The 19913-nt window shown below is 72.5% G+C and carries 17 protein-coding genes; 15 read left to right on the top strand and 2 right to left on the bottom strand.

The features are described from left to right. Positions 1–248: 248 nt before the first annotated feature. The 8 genes from IF12_RS0115010 (at position 249) to IF12_RS0114975 (ending at position 9064) form a co-directional block, all read left to right on the top strand. Positions 249–1055 (top strand): BTAD domain-containing putative transcriptional regulator, encoded by an 807-nt coding sequence (locus tag IF12_RS0115010; protein ID WP_030159702.1) that lies wholly within the window; start codon positions 249–251, stop codon positions 1053–1055. 19 nt (positions 1056–1074) lie between these two features. Next, complete coding sequence (locus IF12_RS0115005; RefSeq protein WP_030159700.1) at positions 1075–2055, top strand: aldo/keto reductase; 981 nt, start codon at positions 1075–1077, stop codon at positions 2053–2055. A gap of 239 nt (positions 2056–2294) precedes the next feature. Further along, on the top strand, positions 2295–3380 hold the full coding sequence (locus IF12_RS0115000) for a glycosyltransferase family 2 protein (RefSeq protein WP_051704431.1): 1086 nt from the start codon (positions 2295–2297) through the stop codon (positions 3378–3380). Further along, on the top strand, positions 3367–4779 hold the full coding sequence (locus IF12_RS0114995) for an aspartate aminotransferase family protein (RefSeq protein WP_030159696.1): 1413 nt from the start codon (positions 3367–3369) through the stop codon (positions 4777–4779). The genes IF12_RS0115000 and IF12_RS0114995 overlap by 14 nt, the downstream gene beginning before the upstream one ends. Positions 4780–4781: 2 nt before the next feature. Further along, the gene (locus IF12_RS0114990) at positions 4782–5891 is read left to right on the top strand and encodes an NAD-dependent epimerase/dehydratase family protein (protein WP_369807730.1); all 1110 of its coding nucleotides are present in this window, start codon (positions 4782–4784) and stop codon (positions 5889–5891) included. Beyond that, positions 5839–6780: a UbiA prenyltransferase family protein gene (locus IF12_RS0114985; RefSeq protein ID WP_051704430.1), complete on the top strand. Its 942-nt coding sequence runs from the start codon at positions 5839–5841 to the stop codon at positions 6778–6780. The genes IF12_RS0114990 and IF12_RS0114985 overlap by 53 nt, the downstream gene beginning before the upstream one ends. A 12-nt stretch (positions 6781–6792) precedes the next feature. After that, the gene (locus IF12_RS0114980; protein WP_051704429.1) at positions 6793–7926 is read left to right on the top strand and encodes an endonuclease/exonuclease/phosphatase family protein; all 1134 of its coding nucleotides are present in this window, start codon (positions 6793–6795) and stop codon (positions 7924–7926) included. A gap of 10 nt (positions 7927–7936) precedes the next feature. Continuing rightward, a complete protein-coding gene (locus IF12_RS0114975; RefSeq protein ID WP_030159688.1) occupies positions 7937–9064 on the top strand; it encodes a glycosyltransferase family 4 protein in 1128 nt (375 codons plus the stop codon). On the opposite strand, the gene IF12_RS23155 is transcribed toward IF12_RS0114975, so the two are convergent. Both IF12_RS23155 and IF12_RS23150 read right to left on the bottom strand, forming a co-directional pair. Beyond that, positions 9022–9984: a lysylphosphatidylglycerol synthase domain-containing protein gene (locus tag IF12_RS23155; protein ID WP_051704428.1), complete on the bottom strand. Its 963-nt coding sequence runs from the start codon at positions 9982–9984 to the stop codon at positions 9022–9024. The genes IF12_RS0114975 and IF12_RS23155 overlap by 43 nt on opposite strands. Beyond that, a complete protein-coding gene (locus IF12_RS23150; RefSeq protein ID WP_166659603.1) occupies positions 9981–10991 on the bottom strand; it encodes a glycosyltransferase family 2 protein in 1011 nt (336 codons plus the stop codon). Before IF12_RS23150 ends, IF12_RS23155 begins: the two co-directional genes overlap by 4 nt. Positions 10992–11258: 267 nt before the next feature. On the opposite strand from IF12_RS23150, the gene IF12_RS0114965 reads away from it, so the two are divergent. The 7 genes from IF12_RS0114965 to IF12_RS0114935 all read left to right on the top strand — a co-directional run bounded on the left by IF12_RS0114965 (position 11259) and on the right by IF12_RS0114935 (position 19820). Beyond that, positions 11259–11885, top strand: a complete 627-nt coding sequence (locus IF12_RS0114965; RefSeq protein WP_231492612.1) for a DoxX family membrane protein — start codon at positions 11259–11261, stop codon at positions 11883–11885. A 190-nt stretch (positions 11886–12075) separates the two neighbouring features. Further along, positions 12076–12582: a PH domain-containing protein gene (locus IF12_RS0114960; protein WP_030159679.1), complete on the top strand. Its 507-nt coding sequence runs from the start codon at positions 12076–12078 to the stop codon at positions 12580–12582. Beyond that, positions 12579–14147 (top strand): PH domain-containing protein, encoded by a 1569-nt coding sequence (locus IF12_RS0114955; protein ID WP_051704425.1) that lies wholly within the window; start codon positions 12579–12581, stop codon positions 14145–14147. The genes IF12_RS0114960 and IF12_RS0114955 overlap by 4 nt, the downstream gene beginning before the upstream one ends. Further along, on the top strand, positions 14131–14730 hold the full coding sequence (locus tag IF12_RS0114950; protein ID WP_166659602.1) for a TetR/AcrR family transcriptional regulator: 600 nt from the start codon (positions 14131–14133) through the stop codon (positions 14728–14730). Before IF12_RS0114955 ends, IF12_RS0114950 begins: the two co-directional genes overlap by 17 nt. Positions 14731–14827: 97 nt before the next feature. Next, a complete protein-coding gene (locus IF12_RS0114945; protein WP_030159673.1) occupies positions 14828–15517 on the top strand; it encodes a TetR family transcriptional regulator in 690 nt (229 codons plus the stop codon). Next, positions 15517–18105: an ABC transporter ATP-binding protein/permease gene (locus IF12_RS0114940; protein WP_030159671.1), complete on the top strand. Its 2589-nt coding sequence runs from the start codon at positions 15517–15519 to the stop codon at positions 18103–18105. Before IF12_RS0114945 ends, IF12_RS0114940 begins: the two co-directional genes overlap by 1 nt. Further along, positions 18102–19820 (top strand): ABC transporter ATP-binding protein, encoded by a 1719-nt coding sequence (locus IF12_RS0114935; RefSeq protein ID WP_030159670.1) that lies wholly within the window; start codon positions 18102–18104, stop codon positions 19818–19820. Before IF12_RS0114940 ends, IF12_RS0114935 begins: the two co-directional genes overlap by 4 nt. Positions 19821–19913: the final 93 nt, after the last annotated feature.

Raw genomic sequence — 19913 nt, 5'->3', positions numbered from 1 at the left:
CTTGCGCATCCCTGGTCGGATCCTGTTAGGATGATCTCATCTCCGTGTCCGGCGCGTCACGAACATGCCGCCGCGGCTTCACAAATCACTCGAAACCCCCTTTCGCCCACCAGGCACCGTTTCAGATCCCATGTCTCGACCGCCGTCCATGGGAGCGCTGCGCCAACGAAGTCGCCGCCCACCGCCACTCCGCGCCGCCACCCACTCCCGCGCCCGGCGCGGGCCGTCGCGACTACTCGAAGGTGAGCATGAGCACCCCCTACACCACCGTGCGCCTATTCGGCGCCATCGGCATGACCCGGGACGGCGAGTCCGTCCATCTCGGACCGGCGCGCGAACGGGAGTGCTTCGGCATCCTCGTCATCCGCCGCGGCACCCCGGTCCTGGTCGACCAGTTGATCGCCGACCTGTGGGGCGACGCGGCCCCCGCGAGCGCCGTCAACGTCGTCCACACCTACATCAGCCGCCTGCGCCGCAGGACCGACAGCACCGAGGAGCAGGGGCTCCTGCGGTCGCTGCGGCCGGGCTACTCGATCGACCCGGCCTCGGTGACGCTCGACGTCGACGAGTTCGAGTCCGACCGCCGCACCGGCATGGCCGCGCTCTGGGCCGGCCACTTCGACCAGGCCGCCGAAGCGCTCGACCGGGCCCTGGGCCACTGGTCGAACGCCGAGGCGCTGCACGGGGCGACCGGCCCGCTCGCCACGCAGGAGCGCCGCCGCCTCGACGAGCTGCGGATCGACACGCTGGAGACCTCGCTCGCGCTGCGGCTGCGCGCCGGGGCGCGCAGCGACACCCTCGCGGAGCTGGCGACGCTCGTGCGGCGCCACCCGTTCCGCGAGCGGCTCTGGATCCTCCTGATGCTCGGCCTCGCCCGCGAGGACCGGCGCGGCGAGGCGCTCGTGGCCTACCATGACCTGCGCTCGCTGCTCAAGGAGGACTTGGGGATCGGCCCGTCCCAGCGCGCGCAGGACCTGTTCTGCGACCTGCTGGCCGACCGGTCCCAGGACGAGCTGTGGACCGAACACCTGACCCTCACCGCGCAGCAGCGGTGAGCCGAACAGAAGGAGCACCATGCGACAGCACCGAATCGGCGGCGCCGCGGGTTTCGACGCCGCCGAGTTCAGCCTCGGGACCATGTACTTCGGGACCACCGTGGCCGAGGGCGAGGCGTTCGCGATCCTCGACCGCTACGCCGAGGCGGGCGGGAACCTGCTCGACACCGCGAACTGCTACGCGTTCTGGGCCGACGGCGGCACCGGCGAGGAGAGCGAGGCGCTCATCGGCCGCTGGCTCGCCGCCCGCGGAGCGGCCGGGACGGTGCGGATCGCGACCAAGGTCGGCTCGGCGCCGGCCCGACCCGAGGAGCCCTACCACGGCGGAAACCGTGAAGGGCTGTCTCCCAAGGTGATCGAGGAGCAGTTCGCGCGCAGCCGCGAGCGGCTCGGCGTCGCGACCGTGGACCTGTACTACGCGCACGCCGACGACCGGGCCACGCCGCTGGAGGAGACCGTCGACGCCTTCGGCCGCCTGGTCGAGGACGGCTCGGTGCGGGTGCTGGGGGCCAGCAACCACGCGAGCTGGCGGCTGGAGCGGGCGAGGTCCGCGGCCGAGCGCGCCGGCCGTGCCGGCTACCAGGCGATCCAGCAGCGGCACACCTACCTGTACCCGCGGCCGCTGACCGTGCCGGTGCCCGACTCGATCCAGCTCGGCGCGAGCGACGAGCTCCTCGACTACGCCGTGTCCGAGGACCTGCCGGTGTTCGCGTACTCGCCGCTGTCGAACGGGGCCTTCTCCCGTTCGGACCGCAGGCCGCCCGGCGCGCCTGTGGACTACGACCACGCGGGCTCGGAGCGCCGGATCGCGGTGCTGCGCGAGGAGGCGGCGGCGCTCGGCGTGACGCCGAACCAGCTCGCGCTCGCCTGGCTGACCGCCGGCCCGGCGACCGTGATCCCGATCCTCGGCGTGAGCACCGTGTCCCAATTGGACGAGGCGCTCGGGGCCTCGGCGATCGAACTCGACGCCGAGACCTACCGGCGCCTCTCCGAGGCCTGATCCGCAGGCGTCCCGACGTACCGTCGCGCTCCGCGTCCGACCGGACGCGGAGCGCGATTCAGTTCCGCTCCAGGCGAGGTCGAGCAGCGATCGAGCGCCCGTCGAGGCAGGGTCGAGGCGAAGTCGAGGCGCGATTGAGGCACGGTCGAGACCGGATCGAGGTGCGGTCCAGCAGCGACGATTACGTTCAGTACCAGATGATTCACCACAGGTGCCACGGAACTGAGCGAGTGTGAGCCATGGGACGAGACCGCTCCGCCGAACCCGACCGAGGGGACGGCGCGCCACCGGTCGTGAGCGCGATCGTCCCCTGCCACAACGCGAGCGGGACCCTCCGCGAGTGCCTCGCGGCGCTGCGGGACCAGACCCGAGCGCCCGACGAGATCATCGTGGTCGACGACGCCAGCGCCGACGACTCGGCATTGATCGCCGCCGAGTTCGGCTGCACCGTGGTCCGGTTGGCGCGCAACCGCGGCCCGTCCGGGGCCCGCAACGAGGGCATCGCGGCCGCCCGCGGCGACGTCCTGTTCTTCGTGGACTCCGACGTGGCGCTGCGTCCCGACGCGGTCGAGCGGGCGGCGGCGCTGCTCGCCGAGGACCCCGAACTCGACATCGTGCACGGCACCTACGTGCCCGTTCCCTTGCGCGGGCGCGGCATCGTGGAGCACTACCTGGTGCTGCGCGAGGCGTACTGGCGCCACCGCTTCGCGGGACCGGCCAATGTGGTCGTGTTCGCCGTGGCGGCCGTGCGCCGGTCCGTGTTCGACCGGTTCGGGCCCCTCGACGAGCGCCTGCGCGACTGCGAGGACGTCGAGTACTCGGCGCGGATGGCCGGGCGCGCGAAGCTCCTCATCACAGAGACCGTTGCCGGGAGCCACGACGCCGGTTCGACCTTGGCGAAGGCCCTTCGCACGCAATGGAAGCGGTCGGTGCCGCTGCCGTCGCTCAAGCCCCGCGGGGTGCGATTGGAGCGGATCAACCGGATGCGGTCCCTCGCGGCGGTCGGCGCCGCACTCGCGTCCCTGCCGTTCGTTCTCCTCGCACCGCAGGCGCTGCTCGTCACCGCCGCCGCGCTCCTCATCGCTCTGGCCTCCGACGCGGGGCTCTACGCCTACGCCCGGCGGCACCTCGGCCTCGCGAAGACCGCGCAGCTCGCGGCCGTGCACCTGTGCTTCACGGCCGTGCTCGGCTGCGGCATCCTCTGCGGCCTGCCCGCAGCCCGGAGCCGCACCCCGGCGACCACCGCCCCGACCCACGCCGCAGACCACTCCACCGACCACCCCACTGGCCACCCCTCGAGGAGCGAACCCTATGCCACTCATTGACATCGATGAAGCCGAGTCGATGGACCTGAAGGAGGTCCAGAAGCTCTACCGGCGCTACATCAACAGCAGCCAGGTCTCGCTCATGACCTCGTTCGGGTTCGGGCGCGAGCTCGTGGACCGGGCCGAGGGCTGCTACCTGCACCTCAAGGACGGCCGGCGCGTCACCGACCTCACCGGTGGCGTCGGCGTGCTCACCCACGGCCACAACCACCCCCGCATCATCGAGGCGCGCCGCCGCTTCGCCGACAAGGGGCGCATGGAGGTCCACAAGACCTTCTTCTCGCCGTACCTGGCCGCGCTGAGCCACAACCTCGCCGAAGTCCTCCCCGGCGACCTGGACCACTCGTTCTTCCCCAACTCCGGCGCCGAGGCCGTCGAAGGCGCCGTCAAGTGCGCCTACAAGTACCACCGGGGGAGGAGGAACACGGTCCTGCGGGCCACCTCCGCCTTCCACGGCAAGCTGCTCGGCTCGGGCGGGCTCACCGGCTCGCAGGGGCACGGGTTCAGCTTCCCCACGATCCCCGGCATCGACGACTTCGTGTACGACGACCTCGAATCGGTGCGCAAGGCCGTGGCCGCCCACCCCGGCGACGTGTACGCGCTGCTCATCGAGCCGTTCAGCGCCTCGACCATGGGCCAGTGCTCCGAGGAGTTCCTGCGGGGGCTCCGGGAGCTGTGCGACCGCGAGGACATCGTCCTGGTCTTCGACGAGATCTACACCGGCTGGGGCAAGACCGGGAACCTCTTCCACTTCATGCGCTACGAGGGCCTCGTACCCGACATCCTGTGCACCTCGAAGGCCTTCGGCGGCGGCAAGTCCTCTATCTCCGGGTTCACCGTCCGCGGCCGCGTCTACAAGAAGGCGTACGACAACCTCGGCGACGCGCTGCTCCAGACCACCAGCACCACCTACTACGGCTTCGGCGAGGAGTGCGCGACGGCGATCGAGGCGGTCAACATCGCGATCGAGGACGACTACCCGGCGCGCGCCCGCGAGATCGGGACCGTCCTCTCCGAAGGGCTCGACCGGATCGCGAAGGCCTTCCCCGACGAGGTCGCCGACGTGCGCGGCTCGGGAGCCCTGTGGGGCCTGTTCCTCCAGGGCGGACCGTCCTTCGTGGAGCCGCTGATGAAGGTCGTGCCCGGCGGCCTCGCGAAGGACCCCGGCTTCCAGCAGAAGCTCCTGTCCTCGGCGTTCCTCCAGGCCATGTACGAGGACCACGGGATCTACCTGTACTACACGCTCAACGGGGAGCATCCGGTCGTGATCGGCCCGCCTCTGGTGACGCCCGTCGAGGAGGTGCACCGATGTCTGGCCGCCATCGAGGAGACCCTCGCGGCGGGTCTGGGCCGACTGGTGCGCCGCTTCCTGGTCCAGAAGGTGAGCAGCCTGTGGTAGCCCTGCCCTCCCGCGTGCTCGTCACCGGCGCCGCCGGCGTCCTCGGCTCGCGCGTCGCCGCCGACCTCCTCGCCGACGGCGTCGCCGTGGCCGCCTACGACCTGCGGCCGGTCCCGCCCGCCGAGGGCCTGACGGTCCACACCGGCGACGTGCGCGACGAGACCGCGCTCAGCGAAGCGGCCGAGGGCTGCGACGCGGTCGTCCACTGCGCCTCGGCCCTGCCCTCGTACCCGAAGGCCGACATCCGGTCCATCATCGTCGACGGCGCCAGGTCGATGGTCGGCGCCGCCGCGAAGGCGGACGTCGGCCGGGTCGTCCACATCTCCTCCACGGCGGTCTACGGGCTCCCGAGCCTCGTGCCGACGCCCGAGGACCACCCGCACGAACCGGTCGACGCCTACAGCGCCGCCAAGGCCGAGGCCGAGGCGCTCGTGGTCCCGCACCGCGCCGACCGGTGCGTGACCGTCGTGCGGCCCAAGACGTTCCTCGGGCCGGGCCGCCTGGGCCTGTTCGGGATGCTCTTCGAATGGGCCGAGGAGGGCCGCGGCTTCCCCGTCATCGGCAAGGGCGACGTGCGCGTCCAGATGCTCGACATCGACGACCTCGCCCGCGCCGTGCGCGGCGTCCTCACCGCCCCCGAGGCGGCCGCCGCCGGCACGTACAACATCGGCGCGGCCGAGTTCGGCACCATCCGCGAGGACTTCCAGGCCGTCCTCGACGAGGTCGGCCGCGGCGCCCGCATCCGGTCGGTCCCGGCCGCCCCCGCCATCGCGATGCTCCGCGCCGCCTCGGCGCTCGGACTCTCACCGGTCTACGACCGCCTGGTGCGCAAGCTCAAAGCCGACTCCTATGTAGACATATCCAAGGCCGCCGAGCGGCTCGGGTTCACCCCCGAGCACGCCAACCGCGACGCGATCCTGCGCACCTTCCGGTGGTGGCGCGAGCGTCCCGAAGCCCCCCGCGGCGCCGCCGGGGCCACCAGCTCGGACCGGTGGCGCCAGGGGATGCTCGCCGGCGCCAAGATCCTCTTCCCACCCGCACGAACGCAGGAGCGCCGCCATGACCAGCCTCAAGTCCCCAGGGATCGCCCCCGCCGATCCTCGGACGCGTAGCCTCCGCACCGTCTCGGGCGCCGTCGCACTGGCGCGGCCCCGGCAATGGGTCAAGAACGTCGCGGTCCTGCTGCCGTTCCTCGACCCGCAGGTCTGGGAGCGCGCCACGTTCGCCGGACCCGCGCTCGCGGTGGCCGCGTTCATGCTCGCGTCCTCACTCGTCTACGCGGTCAACGACATCGCCGACCGGTTCCGCGACCACCACCACCCCGTCAAGCGGCTGCGGCCCCTGGCCTCGGGCGCGATCACCGTGCGCCAGGCGGTGCTCGTCGCCGTCGTCTGCGGCGTCGGATCGGCCGGCCTCGCGATCGCGGCGGCCCCCGAACTGCTGATCCCCATCGGCGCCTACGTCGGCCTGAACTTCGCCTACAGCCGCAAGCTCAGAGGCGTACCCGTCCTGGAGATGTTCGCCGTCGCCGCCGGATTCCCCCTGCGCGCCCTGGCCGGGTACCTCGTGCTCGACACCACCCCGGCGAGCCTCGTCGTCCTCTCGACTTTGTTCCTCTCCCTGCTGCTCGTGCTCGGCAAGCGCCGCAGGGAGATCGAGGTCGCCGGCGAGGCCCACCGGTCGGCCCTGCGCGGGTACACCGCCACGCTGCTGGAGCAGTTCATCTCCATCTCCGGCGGGCTCGCCACCGCCACGTTCCTGCTGTTCGCCCTCGGCGGCCCGCACGCGGGCGAATCCAAAGGCCCCCTTGCGATGCTGCTGGTGCCGCTGCTGCTGATGGCCCTGTTCCGCTACCTCCAGCGGCTCGAACTGCGAGGCGGGGACGGCGACCCGACGCGGCTGCTACTGCGCGACCCCGTCCTCCTCGCCATCGCCGCGGGCTGCCTGGCCCTCATCGGGGCCTCGGCCCTGTTCGACCTGTCCGCCCTCTACGGCGAATGATTGCGAGAGACCATGAGCCTGACCGAGAACCGCGCCCCCGAAGCGGACGCGGAGCCCGAGACGCCGCGGCGGCGATGGTGCTGGGGCACCCGCCTCGTCGTCGGCGCGACCGCTTTCTGGGCGGCCTTCCTCCTCGCCCACCTGATCCTGAGCGGCCGCGTCTGGTGGTGGTCCCTCATCGAGATGGTGCCGCCCTTCGCGCTCCTGGTGCCCTCGGCCCTGCTCGCCCTCGCCGCGATCCGCGCCCTCCGTGGCATCCGCTGGCGACTGTGGATAGTCCACATCGCCCTGTTCGCGATCGCCTACCCCATCGCGGGCATCAACCTCTCGGCCCTGGTCGGCGGCGCCGGCGCCGAAGGCGAGACCGACCTGACCGTCTTCACCTGGAACGCCGACTACTGGCACTACCGCTGGGACGACGCCGACGAGTTCTACGACTACCTGCTCGCCCAGGACGCCGACGTCTACCTCCTCACCGAGTACCTCACCCGCACCGACCGGGTCGAGCGCATCGACGACGAGGCCGCCCTCCGCGAGCACTTCCCCGACTACGAGATCGCCATCGCCAGCGAGATGGTCACCCTCTCGCGCCACCCCATCGTCGAGACCAAGGCCCTCGACACCGAGGCCCTCATCGACGCCGGCGACCCCGGCGCCCCGCCCGCCGACGACCCGTGGCGCGAGTACTGGACCACCAAGATCCTCCGCACCGACCTCGACGTCGACGGACAGATCGTCTCCATGTACAACCTGCACCTCTCGGTGCCCGTCCCCACCGGCGAGGCCTCGCCGCTGAAGGCCGACTTCTACGAGTACGTGCGCGCCCAGTACCAGCGGCGCACCTCCCAGTTCACCGTCCTGAACGAGGACCTCGACGCCAACCCGAACCCCGTGTTCGTCGGCGGCGACTTCAACTCCACCATCCTCAGCGCCGGGATCGCCTCCATGCGCGAGCGCCTCGTCTGCCCCGACCCCGACTCGGTGATGCCCGTGAGCTGGCCCGCGATCCGCTTCCCGTTCCCGAAATGGTGGCGCCTGGACTGGGTGTGCGTCGGCGGCGGCCTGGCGGTCACCGAATACTCGCTCGTCTCGGGCGAGGGCCTCTCCGACCACGACGCCCAGACGGTCGGCCTCGACATCCGATAGGAGACCGCCGGTGAACCGACGATACGACGCCTGCGTCGTGCTCAACTACTACGCCCCCTACACCAGCGGGCTCACGAAGGTCGCGGTCGACGTGGCCGAAGCCCTGGCCGCGAAGGGAAAACGGGTCGCCGCCGTCGCCTCCAGGCACGACGACTCGCTGCCGCGCTTCGAGATCCGCGGCGGCGTGCACGTCCACCGCGCGCGCGTCGCCGCGCGCATCGGACGCGGCGTGATCAGCCCGGGATTCGCCGCGCTGGCGGGCCGCATCGCCCGCGACTCCGGCGTGGTGAACCTGCATCTGCCGATGCTGGAGGCCGGGCCGGTCGCGCGGGCCGCGCGCGGCACGCCCGTGGTGGCCCACCACCACGACGACGTGTGGCTCTCGCGCGGGTTCATGACCGGCGCCCAGGTGGCGATCGTCGAGCGATCCGTGGCGGCTGCGTTGCGCCGTTCGGCCGCCGTGGTGGTCGCCAACACCGACCACGCGAAGTCCTCCCGGCACTGGTCCATCATGGAACAGCGGCGGGTGTGCGCCGTCTCGCCACCGTGCCGCCGCCGCGAACCGGGCCTCCCGGCGTTCCGCGACGGCGCTGGACCGCACGTCGGCTTCCTGGGGCGCATGGCGCCGGAGAAGGGGCTGCACCACCTGGTGCGGGCCTTCCTGGACTGGGAGGACCCCGACGCCCGGCTGCTCCTGGCCGGCGACGAGGGCGTGGCCGGCGGCGCGGTGGTCGCCGACCTGCGGCGCCTGGCCGCGGGCGACGACCGCGTGCGGTTCCTCGGCCGCCTCGACGAGGAGTCCATCGCGGACTTCCACGCGTCGCTCGACGCCTTCGCGCTGCCTTCGGTCGCCGAGGAGTCCTTCGGCATCACGCAGACCGAGGCCATGATGTCCGGGGTCCCGGTGGTCGCCTCGGATCTGCCCGGTATGCGGGTGCCGTTGCAGACCACCGGCTTCGGCGAGCTGTTCGAAGCCGGGGACGAGGCCGCGCTCCTCGCGGCGCTCCAACGCGTCTGCCGCTATGGCGAGTCGAGGCGGGCCGCCGGAGCGGCGAGCGCGGCCGCCTCGTTCAGTGCCGCGTCCACGCTCGACGCCTACGCGGCGCTGCTCGCCGAGACCGCCTCGGGCTCGTTCTGATCGGCGGTCCGGGTCCGCTTGCGGCGGGCCCGGGCCGCCCACGCGTAGACCGCCAGCGCGGCCCCGACCTCGCCGAGGGTCGCCACGGCCCGGCTCGTCACCGCCACCGCGCCCGCCATCGGCAGTGGCAGCACCAGCGTCAGCGCCGCCACGAGGATTCCCTCGCGCACGCCGAGACCGTCGGGCACGATCACCACCAGCGAGCCGATCACCAGCGCGAGACCGAACAGGCCCACGCACAGCAGGTACGACCGGCCCGGGTCGGCGCCGGCGGCCACCGCCAGCAGCCACAGGTGGTGTCCGGAAACCAGCCACGCGATCGTCTGGTACACCAGCGAACCGCGGATCGACCGGCCGCTGTACACGAGGGGCGAAGCGGGCCTTCGGAAGACGCGCAGCACCAGTCCCATGCCCTTGTTGACCAGCGTCGGCCGGGCGAGGAGCACGAGGGCGGGGAGCGCGGCCAGGAGTACCCACCAGCCGCGGTCGCCGAGGGCGGCCGGGGCCGCGATGAGGCCCACGAGCATCCCGGTGGTGACCATGACCCCGATGTTGAGCACGTAGACGCCCGCCATGCGGCCCGCGCCGACGCCCACGTCCGCGCCCATGCGCATGTTCACCAGGAGTGTCCACAATCGACCGGGCAGGTATTTGACGAGCATCCCGGCGAAGTGGATGTTCGCGGCCTCCCGCAGCGGGATCGGCTCGCCCGCGCCGTTCACGAGCGCCCGCCAGGCGAGCATCCCGAGCACCAGTCCTGCGAGGTTCACCAACGCGGCCAAGGCGATCTGCGGCACGTGCTCGCCGGTGGCGAAGTCGAGGGCCTGGCTCCAGTCCTGGCCGCGCATGGCCACGGCGATCGCGACGGCGACCGCGACGACGACGGCGATTCCCGAGAGGCGCCAGAGGAGTCGTTTCACGCGCGGACCTTTCCGTGTTCGCGGGCGGGGGAGCGCCAGACGGCGGGTCGCGCGATCCCGGCCAGGCTCGCGAGTCCGGCCGTGCCGACGTAGAGCAGGTGCAGCGCGTACACCGCCGCGGCCCAACGGAGGCCGCGGGTCGCGGCGTCGGCGAGGAGCGGGGCGCTCGCAATGCCGAACGCGACGGCGAAGACCACCGGAAGCACTGCGAGCCAAGGGGACCACAGCGCGAGCGGTGCGGTGGCGACGATCCCTGCGGCGGCGAGCACCGCCGCCGGGCCGTACGCGCCGGTGCGGACGGTGTTCCCCGCGGCGGGCGAGCGGCGGGCGCGGGCGAACAGCTCGGCGAACCGGAGCGAGCGGCGCCACTGCTCGGACAGCAGCCCGCCGAGCCGGTCCACGTCGTCATGGCGTCCGAGCACCGACGGATCGGTCCACACCGTCCATTCAGGCCGCACGCGGGAGCCGAACTCCACGTCCTCGCCCGCTCGCAGGGCCTCGTCGAAGCCGCCCGCCTCGGCGAAGACCTCGGCGCGGATCGCGGTGAGCGCGAACAGGGTCACGTCGGTCCTGCCCGCCGCGTCAGAGCGCCAGCGATGCTCGAAGAGGGTCTTGTACCGCTCGACCGGCCCGTCGTCGATCATCGGCTCGGCGGCGTAGATCCCCTGGACGATGCCGACCTCCGGGGCCTCCAGGGCCGCGGCCGCGCGTTCGAGGGCGTCGGGGTGCAACTCGATGTCGGCGTCGAGGAAGAACAGGACCTCCCCGCCGGCCTCCGCCGCGCCGAGGTTGCGGGCGGCCGCCGGTCCGCGGTTCGGGTCGACTTCGACGACGCGGCAGGGGAACCGCTCGGCGATCGCGGCCGTCGCGTCGGTGCTGGCGTCGTCGACCACGATGACCTCCGCCGGGGCGGCCGTCTGCGCGGCCACGGCGGCGAGGCACCGTTCGAGGGTCTTGGCGGCGTTGTGGCAGGGGACGACCACCGACCAGGGAAGCTGCGTCGTCATGCCCTCCAGCATCCCGGACGGCACTGGAGCGAACCGATATTCGACCTGAACGGAGTACGGCCTGCAATAGCCTGAACAATGGGACCAGGCCATTGCGCGCCTCATTTCACCGCGACGACACACGATCACGAATCACCAGCTCAACCGCTTTCACAGGCACCTGTACGACGGCTTGATCACCGCTTGAACTCCACCTGGAATATTCATTGACGAGCCCGCTCGAAACGGCTTCCAATGGGCCCATCGGATTGTGCTCGCATCGTCCACATGCTAATTTCGGCTCACTTCTCGATGTTCTCCGGCGACGGCCCGCCCCGCACCGCCGTCGTCCCTACCCCCAAGGGATTGCGCATGGCCGCGAACACCTCCTTGAACGAACCCGCCGACACCGAACCCGCGACCGAGAGCGAATCGGCGACCCAGCCCCGACCGCCGCGCAGCCTCGCGGTCGTCCGGATTCTCCTGGGCTGGATCTTCCTGTGGGCCTTCCTCGACAAGGCCTTCGGCCTCGGCTACAACACCCCCTCGGGCCAGGGGTGGATCGACGGCGGCAGCCCGACCGCCGGGTTCTTCGCCGGCGGGACTGCCGGCATGTTCAGCGGTGTCGCCGGGCAGCCCTGGGCCGACTGGCTGTTCATGATCGCCCAGGCGGGCCTGGGCCTCGGCCTCATCCTCGGCGTTCTCATGCGCCTGGCGTCGATCGGCGGCGCGGTGCTCATGCTGGCCCTGTGGTACTCGATGCTCCCGCTGGAGACCAACCCGTTCGTCGACCCGCACCTCGTCTTCGCGGCGGTCATGGTCGCGTTCGTCTTCACCGGCGCCGGCGACCGCTGGGGTCTCGGCCTCCCTTGGCGCAGTGTCGGACTCGTGCGGCGCTTCCCGATCCTGCGCTGACCCCGCCGCCTCCGGCGGAACCCGTGGTCGCAAAAGTCTTGACCGATCGGTATATGATTAGACCGATCGGTCAAGACTGGCCTCCTCGGCACCATGGCTTGCGAACGCCGTGGCTCACCTCGACCCGTCCCCGACCGATCACGCCACCGACCGACGCTCGGTCGGCCGTTGAAGGTTGGAGTCGGAGATCATGACATCGGTTGAGGCGGAAGCGATCGCGATCCGCGCCCCGCGGCTGCGGATCGAACGGCGCGCGGTGGCGTGGTGGATGCTGCGAGCCCTGTCCCGCTGGGGCCCGGTGCTCGCGGCGCTCGTCGTCTCCTACGCCGTTTGGGAACCCGCCCGCGTCTGGCTCGTCGCGCCGATCGTCGCCGCGAGCGCGGTCCTGGCCGCCCGGCTGCTCGTGGAGCCGTGGTGGCGCTACCGGGTGCACCGCTGGGAGATCACCGAACGCGCGACCTACGCCTCGAGCGGGTGGCTGGTCCAGGAATGGCGGGTCGCGCCGACCTCCCGGATCCAGACCGTCGACGCCGTGCGCGGCCCCTTCGAGCAACTGCTGGGTCTGTCCACACTGCGGGTGACCACCGCCTCCTCCTATGGCGCCGTGAGCATCCGCGGGCTCGACCGGCGCACCGCCGAGGAGGCCGCCAAGCGCCTGGCGATGGTCGCCGAACTCGCCGAAGGAGACGCCACATGAGCGCCCCGACCGACGACGCCGCGATCACCGCCCCGACCGACACCGACCCGGCCGAGCAGCCGTGGCGGCGGCTGAGCGTCCGAGTGGTTTGGGTCGACCTCGCCAAGACCGTCCTGTCCCTGGCCCCGGGCGTGGTCGCCGTCGGATTCTTCGACGTCGAACCGACCCTGTCGACCCTGTGGCCACTGCTGCTGGTCGCCCTGTTCGGCGGCCTCGGGGCCGTGACCGACATCGTGCGGTGGGCGTTCACGAGCTACCGCGTCACCGAAACCGAGATCCAGCGCCGCACCGGCGCCTTCGTGCGGCGCCACCGCACCGTGCACCTCGACCGCATCCGCAGCGTGGACACCCACGCCAAGCTCCGGCACCGGGCGGCCGGGCTCCGCGTCGTCACCGTCGGCGCCGGCCAGCAGAACGGCGCCGGCGAGGCCGCGCTGCTGCTCGACGCCCTGTCCAAGGACGACGCCGCGCGGCTCCGGCGCGAACTGCTCGGCCTCGCCGCGCCCGCGGCCGAGAACGCTGACACCGAACCGGACGCCGAGGTGCTCGCGACCCTCCGCCCCTGGTGGGTCGTCTACAACATGTTCAGCGTCTGGGCGTACCTCATGGCCGCCGGCCTGCTGTGGGGCCTGTTCTGGCTCGTCTCGACCTTCGGCGTCGACCTCTACGGCGCCGCCTCGCGCGCCGCCGACTGGGACGCCCTCGGCTGGCTCGGCGTCACCGTCGCCGTGCTCGTCGTCGGCGGGGCCGTCGGCGCGATCGGCATGGGCGTCAACTTCTTCACCGCGTACTGGAAGTTCGAACTCGCCCGGGTGCGCACGGGCGGCAGCACCCACCTGCGCACCAGACGCGGCCTGTTCAGCACCCGCGAGGTCAACCGCGACGAGGCGCGCCTGCGCGGCCTCTCGATCGGCGAGCCGCTGCTGTGGCGCTGGATGGGCATGGCCGACACCAACGTCATCACCACGGGCCTGAGCGTGTGGGACATGGAGCAGCCCACCGCGATCCTGCCGCGCGGCCCGGTCCGCGTCGCCCGGCGAGTCGCCGCGCGCGTGCTCGGCGACCCCTGCCCGCTCGACGCGCCGCTCCCGCGCCACCCGCGCGCCGCGCTGCGCCGCCGCCTGTGGTGGGCGACCGCGATCGGCATGGTCCCCCCTGCCGCCGTCGCGGTGCCGGTCGCCTCGGGGAGCGCGTCGCCGTGGGTCCTGTGGGCCGCGTTCGGGCTGTGGCCCCTCGCGCTGTCGGGCGCCGTGTTCGCCTACCTGGCGCTCGGGCACGCGATCGCCGGCGAGTACCTCGTGGTGCGTTCGGGCCTGATGAGCCGCACGACCTCCGCGCTGCGCTGCGACGCGGTGAGCACGATCGCGGTGCGCCAGTCGATCCTGCAACGGCGGCTCGGGCTGAGCACGGTGTCGGCGATGACCGCGGCCGGGTGGAGCGCCTACGAGGCCCCCGACGTCGCCGCGGGGGAGGCGGTCGGCTTCGCGGCGCAGGCGGCGCCGGGCCTGATCGACGAGTTCGCCGAGGGCCTCGGGGATGATGGAGGGCATGTCCGCATTGACTGATCCGACGTTCACGGAGAACGCGCGCCGCGCCCAGATCGTGCAGGCCGCGATCGACACCGTGAACGACCTCGGCTACCCGCGCGCCTCGCTCGCGGCGATCGCCCGCCGCGCGGGGGTCGCCAAGAGCGCGATCGTGTACTACTTCGCGTCGAAGGACCACCTGCTGCTGCACGTGGTCGACCGCGTCTTCACCGCGCTGGAGGAGCTGCTGGAGAAGGCCGTGGCCGCCCACGAGGAGCCCGAGGCGCGGCTGCGCGCCTACGTCGAGGCCCACCTCGCGTACGTCGACGGCCACCGGGCCGACATCGCGGCCGGCACCGAGATCGTGATCTCGCACCGCGGCGAGGACGGCGTCCCGCTCTACCTCACCGGAACCGATGAGGACACCGCGCTGCTGCGCGGCGTCCTCAAGGCCGGCATGGACCAGGGCGTCTTCCGGCCCATGCCGCTGCACGTCGCGGCCGGCCTCGTCGACGCCCTGCTCTACATGGCCACCACCGAGGTCCAGCGCGACCTCGACGCCGACCTCACCGAGGTGCTCCCGGAGATCGTCACGCTCATCTTCCGCGGGCTCGTCGACTGAAGCCGACGGCGCTGAGTCCTGGATCACGCTTGTCTTCCACCCCCCTAGAAGTTAGGGTTCCCTTAGTTACTGGTATTAACTTTGAGGGGAACCGAGCATGGCGGGACGGATCGGCGGTCGCCCCAGGCAGATCGAGCGGACCGACATCGTGCGCGCGGGACGGGCCGTCGGAATGCGGGAGCTGAGCATGAACGCGGTCGCGAGCGCCCTCGGCGTCACCCCGGCGGCGCTCTACCGGCACGTCGAGGGCAAGTGGGAACTCGAACGGCTCGTCGGCGAGAGCCTGCTCGACGACCTGCAACTGCGCGACGACCCCGACCAGGGCGTCGTGGCGCACCTGCGCGACTTCGGGCTCCAACTGCGGGAGCACGCGCTCGCCCGGCCCGGCCTCGCCTCCTACCTCCAGGTCCTCTTCCCGCGCGGCACGGCCGGGCGGCGCCTGCTGTCCGACGAGGTCCGCGCGCTGGCGCGGCGCGGGTACGGCGCGGACGCCGCGATCATGGTCTCCGGGGCGGTCGCCTCGATCGCCATCGGCTACGCCGCCGCCGAAGACGCCCAGCGCGACCGCAACGACGAGATCGGCGGCCAGCGCGAACGCGTCGCCGGCGACCTCGCCGCCGACGCCGAACTCGGATCGGCGTACCGCAGCCTCCCCGAGGTCGACTCGACGCAGTACGTGCGACTGGTGCTCACCGCGGCCGTGCGCGGCCTCGTGGGCGCCGCCCCGCCCGGCCGGTCGGTCGCGGCGGTCATCGGGGACCTCGCGTCCGAAGGGGAGGACCACTGATGGCCAAGCGAGGCTTCCAAGGCGCCGTGATGCGCGGCTTCGGCGCGCGCGACCACGAGGCGACCGTGACCGGGACGGAGCGGCTTGCCCCGAACTTCCTGCGCGTCCACCTCTCCTCGCCCACGCTCTTCGGGGACGCCGAAGCGGCGCCGACCGCCTGGCTGCGGTTCTGGTTCCCCGACCCGGACGGGAAGGACGTCGAGCACCAGCGGGCCTACACGATCAGCGCCGCCGACGAGGCCGCCGGGACGTTCGCCGTCGACGTGGTCCTGCACGAGCCGGCCGGCCCGGCGTGCGCGTGGGCGGTCGCCGCCCGGCCGGGGGACCGGATCGCGCTGACCTCGCTCGGCTCCTCGAAGTTCGAACTGCCCGAGGAGCTGCCCGCCGGGTACCTGCTCGTCGGCGACTCGGCCTCGATCCCGGCGATCAGCGCCATCCTCCGCACGGTCCCGCCCGAGGTGCCCGTGGAGCTGTACCTGGAGGAGCACGACGAGGACGACTGGGCGATCCCCGTCCCGGGCCACCCGCGCCTGCGCACCCACTGGGTGCCGCGCCGCGGTCCGCAGTCCCTCGCCGCCGCCATCGAGGACCGCGACTGGTCCGACTGGTATGCCTGGGCCGCAACCGAATCGGGAACGCTCAAACACGTCCGCACCCGCCTGCGGGACGAGTTCGGCTTCCCCAAGACCGAACTGCACCAGCAGGCCTACTGGATGTACGGCCGTGCCATGGGCAAGCTCCGCGCCCAGTCCGAGGAGCCCGAGCCCGAGGAAGCTCCCGCCGCCGCACCTCCGGAGGCTCCCGAACCGCCGCGGGACCGGCAGGTCGCGTGGCGCTCGCAGGCGGGCGGGCGCCTCCTGGCCCCGCTTCGCTCGGCGCTCATCGCCGCGGGCGTCGTCCAAGGGCTCGTCACCCTGGTCCAGCTCGCGCCGTTCTTCCTGCTCGTCGAACTCGCCCGCCGCGTCATCGCGGGGGAGGAGCGGCTGTGGGCGCTCGGCGCGTGGGCGGTGGGGCTCATGGGCGCCGGGGCGCTGCTCTCCTCGCTCATGCTGCTGTGGCTCCACGCGGTCGACGCCCGGTTCGAGCAGGACGTGCGCCGCCGGATGCTCGACAAGCTCGCGCGGCTGCCGCTCGGGTGGTTCGACGCCCGGACCTCCGGCCAGGTCAAGCAGCTCGTGCAGGACGACACGCTCGCGCTGCACTATCTCGTCACCCATGCCGTGCCCGACGCCGTCGCCGCCGTGGTCGCGCCCGTGGCCGTGCTCGTCTACCTGTTCGCGGTGGACTGGCGGATCGCGCTCGTGCTGTTCGTCCCGATCCTCGTCTACGTCCTGTCGATGTCGGTGATGGCGGTGCAGTCGCGGGCGAAGACCTCCCAGGCGCTGCGCTGGGCCGAGCGGATGAACGGCGAGGCCGGCGGCTACCTGGAGGGGCAGCCGGTGATCCGCGTCTTCGGCGGCGCGGCGTCCTCGACCTTCCGCGCCCGCCTGGGGGAGTACATCGCCTTCCTCAACGCCTGGCAGCGCCCGTTCACCCGCCAGAAGACCATCATGGACCTCGCGACCAGGCCCGCCACGTTCCTGCTCCTGATCGTCGCCTTCGGGACCCTGCTGGTGACGACCGGTTCCATGGACCCGGTCGCACTGCTGCCGTTCCTGCTGCTCGGCACCACCTTCGGGGCCCGGCTGCTCGGCATCGGCTACGGGCTGTCGGGCCTGCGCTCGGGCCTGCTCGCGGCGCGGCGCCTCCAGGTGACCCTCGAAGAGCGAGAACTGGAGACGGCCCCTCGCGCTCAGAACGGCACCGAGGTCTCAAAAGGTGAAGTTTCAGCAGGCACTGTGGAGTTCGACCGCGTCGGCTTCTCCTACCGCCCGAACGTCCCGGTGCTCCAGGACATCACGCTCACTTTGGAACCGGGCACGGTCACCGCGCTCGTCGGGCCCTCCGGGTCCGGCAAGTCGACCCTCGCGGCCCTGCTCGCCCGCTTCCACGACGTCGGCGCCGGCGCCATCCGCATCAACGGGCGCGACCTTCGCGAACTCACCCCCGACGAGCTGTACACGCAGGTGGGCTTCGTGTTCCAGCAGGTCCACCTCGTGCACGGCACCGTCCGCGACAACATCGCGCTCGCCGTGCCCGACGCGACCGACGAGCAGGTCGAGCGGGCCGCGCGGGACGCGCAGATCCACGAGCGCATCACGCGCCTGCCGAACGGCTACGGCACCGTCCTCGGCCCCGACGCGGCGCTGTCCGGCGGTGAGCGGCAGCGGCTGACGATCGCTCGGGCGATGCTCGCCGAGACGCCCGTGCTCGTCCTCGACGAGGCCACCGCGTTCGCCGACCCCGAGTCCGAGTACCACGTGCAGCGGGCGCTGAGCCGGCTCACCGCCGGGCGCACCGTCCTGGTCATCGCGCACCGGCTGCGCACCGTCACCGGCGCCGACCGGATCGTCGTGCTCGACCGCGGCAGGATCGCCGAGACCGGCACCCACACCGAGCTGCTGGCCGGCGGCGGCGACTACCGCCGGTTGTGGGACGCCGACGGCTCGTCCGCGCCCGCGCTCGCGACCACTGAGGAGCACCGATGATCCGCACCCTGCTCACGCTGCTGCCCCAGCGCGGCCGCGTCACCGCGCACTTGGGCCTGACCCTGCTGAGCGTCGCGCTGCGCGCGGTCTCGGCCGTGCTCCTCGTCCCGCTCGTCGCGGCGCTGTTCGGGCCCGACCCCGAACGCGCCTGGCCGTGGATGGCGCTGCTGGCCGCGGCCATCGCGGCGGGCTGGGCGGTCGACTGGGCCGTGACCGCGATCGGGTTCGACCTCGGGTTCGCGCTGCTGGACACCGGCCAGCACCAGGTCGCCGACCAGGTGGCGCGGACGCGGCTGACCTGGTTCGACGCCGCGAACACCGCCACCGCCCGGCAGGCGATCGCCTCGACCGGTCCGGACCTGGTGGGCCTGGTGATCTACCTCGTCACGCCGCTGCTCAGCGCCGTCGCGCTGCCCGTGGCCATCGCGCTCGCGCTGCTGGCCGTCTCGTGGCAGCTCGCCCTCGCGGCCCTCGTCGGCATCCCGGTGCTGCTGGGGGCCTACTGGGCCTCCGGGCGCATCGGGCGCGCGGCCGATCGCGCCGCGGCCCGGGCCAACAGCGCGCTGACCGAGCGGCTCGTGGAGTTCGCCCGCACCCAGCACGCGCTCCGCGCCGCCCGCCGCGTCGACCCCGAGCGCAGCGAGGTGGGCGCGGCGCTGGACCGCCAGCACGGCGCGACCGTGCGGCTGCTGACGATGCAGGTGCCCGGGCAGATCCTCTTCAGCGTCGCGAGCCAGCTGGCCCTGCTCCTGTTGGCGGGCACCACGGTCGCCCTCGCCGCGAACGGGGACCTGACGGCGCCGGAGGCGGTCGCGCTCATCGTCGTCATCGTCCGCTACCTCGAACCGTTCACCGCTCTCGCCGAACTCAGCGGCGGCGTGGAGTCCACGGTCGGCGCGCTGCGCCGCATCCGCACGGTGCTCCAGGCGCCGCGGACCGGATCGGGGACGGCGCGCGCCGCGGCGACCGGCTCCGCCCGCGTCGAGCTGCGGGGCGTCGGTTTCCGCTACGCGCCGGCCGATCCGCCGGTGCTCGACGGCTTCGACCTGACGCTGGAGGCGGGGACGGCCACGGCGATCGTCGGCCCGTCCGGCTCCGGGAAGTCCACAGTGCTCGCGCTGCTCGCGGGGCTGCACGAGCCGACCTCCGGCCGCATCCTCGTCAACGGCGAGGACACCGCCGAGCTCACCGCGGACGACCGGCGCTCGCTGGTGAGCATGGTCTTCCAGCACCCGTACCTGTTCGACGGCACGATCCGCGAGAACCTTCTGACGGACGCCGGGGACGTCGACGAGGCGGCCCGGCTCGCCCGCGTGGACACGATCGTGCGGCGCCTGCCCGACGGCTGGGACACCCGCGTCGGCGAGGCCGGCACCGCCCTCTCCGGCGGTGAGCGCCAACGCGTCTCGATCGCCCGGGCGCTGCTCAAACCGGCCCCGCTGCTGCTGGTCGACGAGGCCACGAGCGCGCTCGACACCGAGAACGAGGCCGCGGTCGCCGCCGCGGTGGCCGCCGACCGCCTGGGCCGGACGCGGGTCATCGTCGCGCACCGCCTCGCGAGCATCCGCCACGTCGACCGGGTGGTCTTCATCGAGGAGGGCCGCATCGTGGAGGACGGGCCGGTCGACGAGCTGCTCGACGCTGGAGGCAGGTTCGCCGAGTTCTGGCGCCGCCAGGACGCCGCCGCAGACTGGCGCCTAGGCACCAAAACCTGAACCCGCAACGCCGGCCCCGAAACAAGGGCCGGCGCCCGCCGGATCGGCAAGGCGAGCGGCAGAACGCCCGGTGTCGGGTACCGGACAGGTTCG

Origin of the sequence: Glycomyces sp. NRRL B-16210 (assembly GCF_000719515.1) — a bacterium.
Taxonomy (GTDB): Bacteria; Actinomycetota; Actinomycetes; order Mycobacteriales; family Micromonosporaceae; genus Glycomyces.
This window is presented reverse-complemented; position numbering and strand designations above follow the sequence as displayed.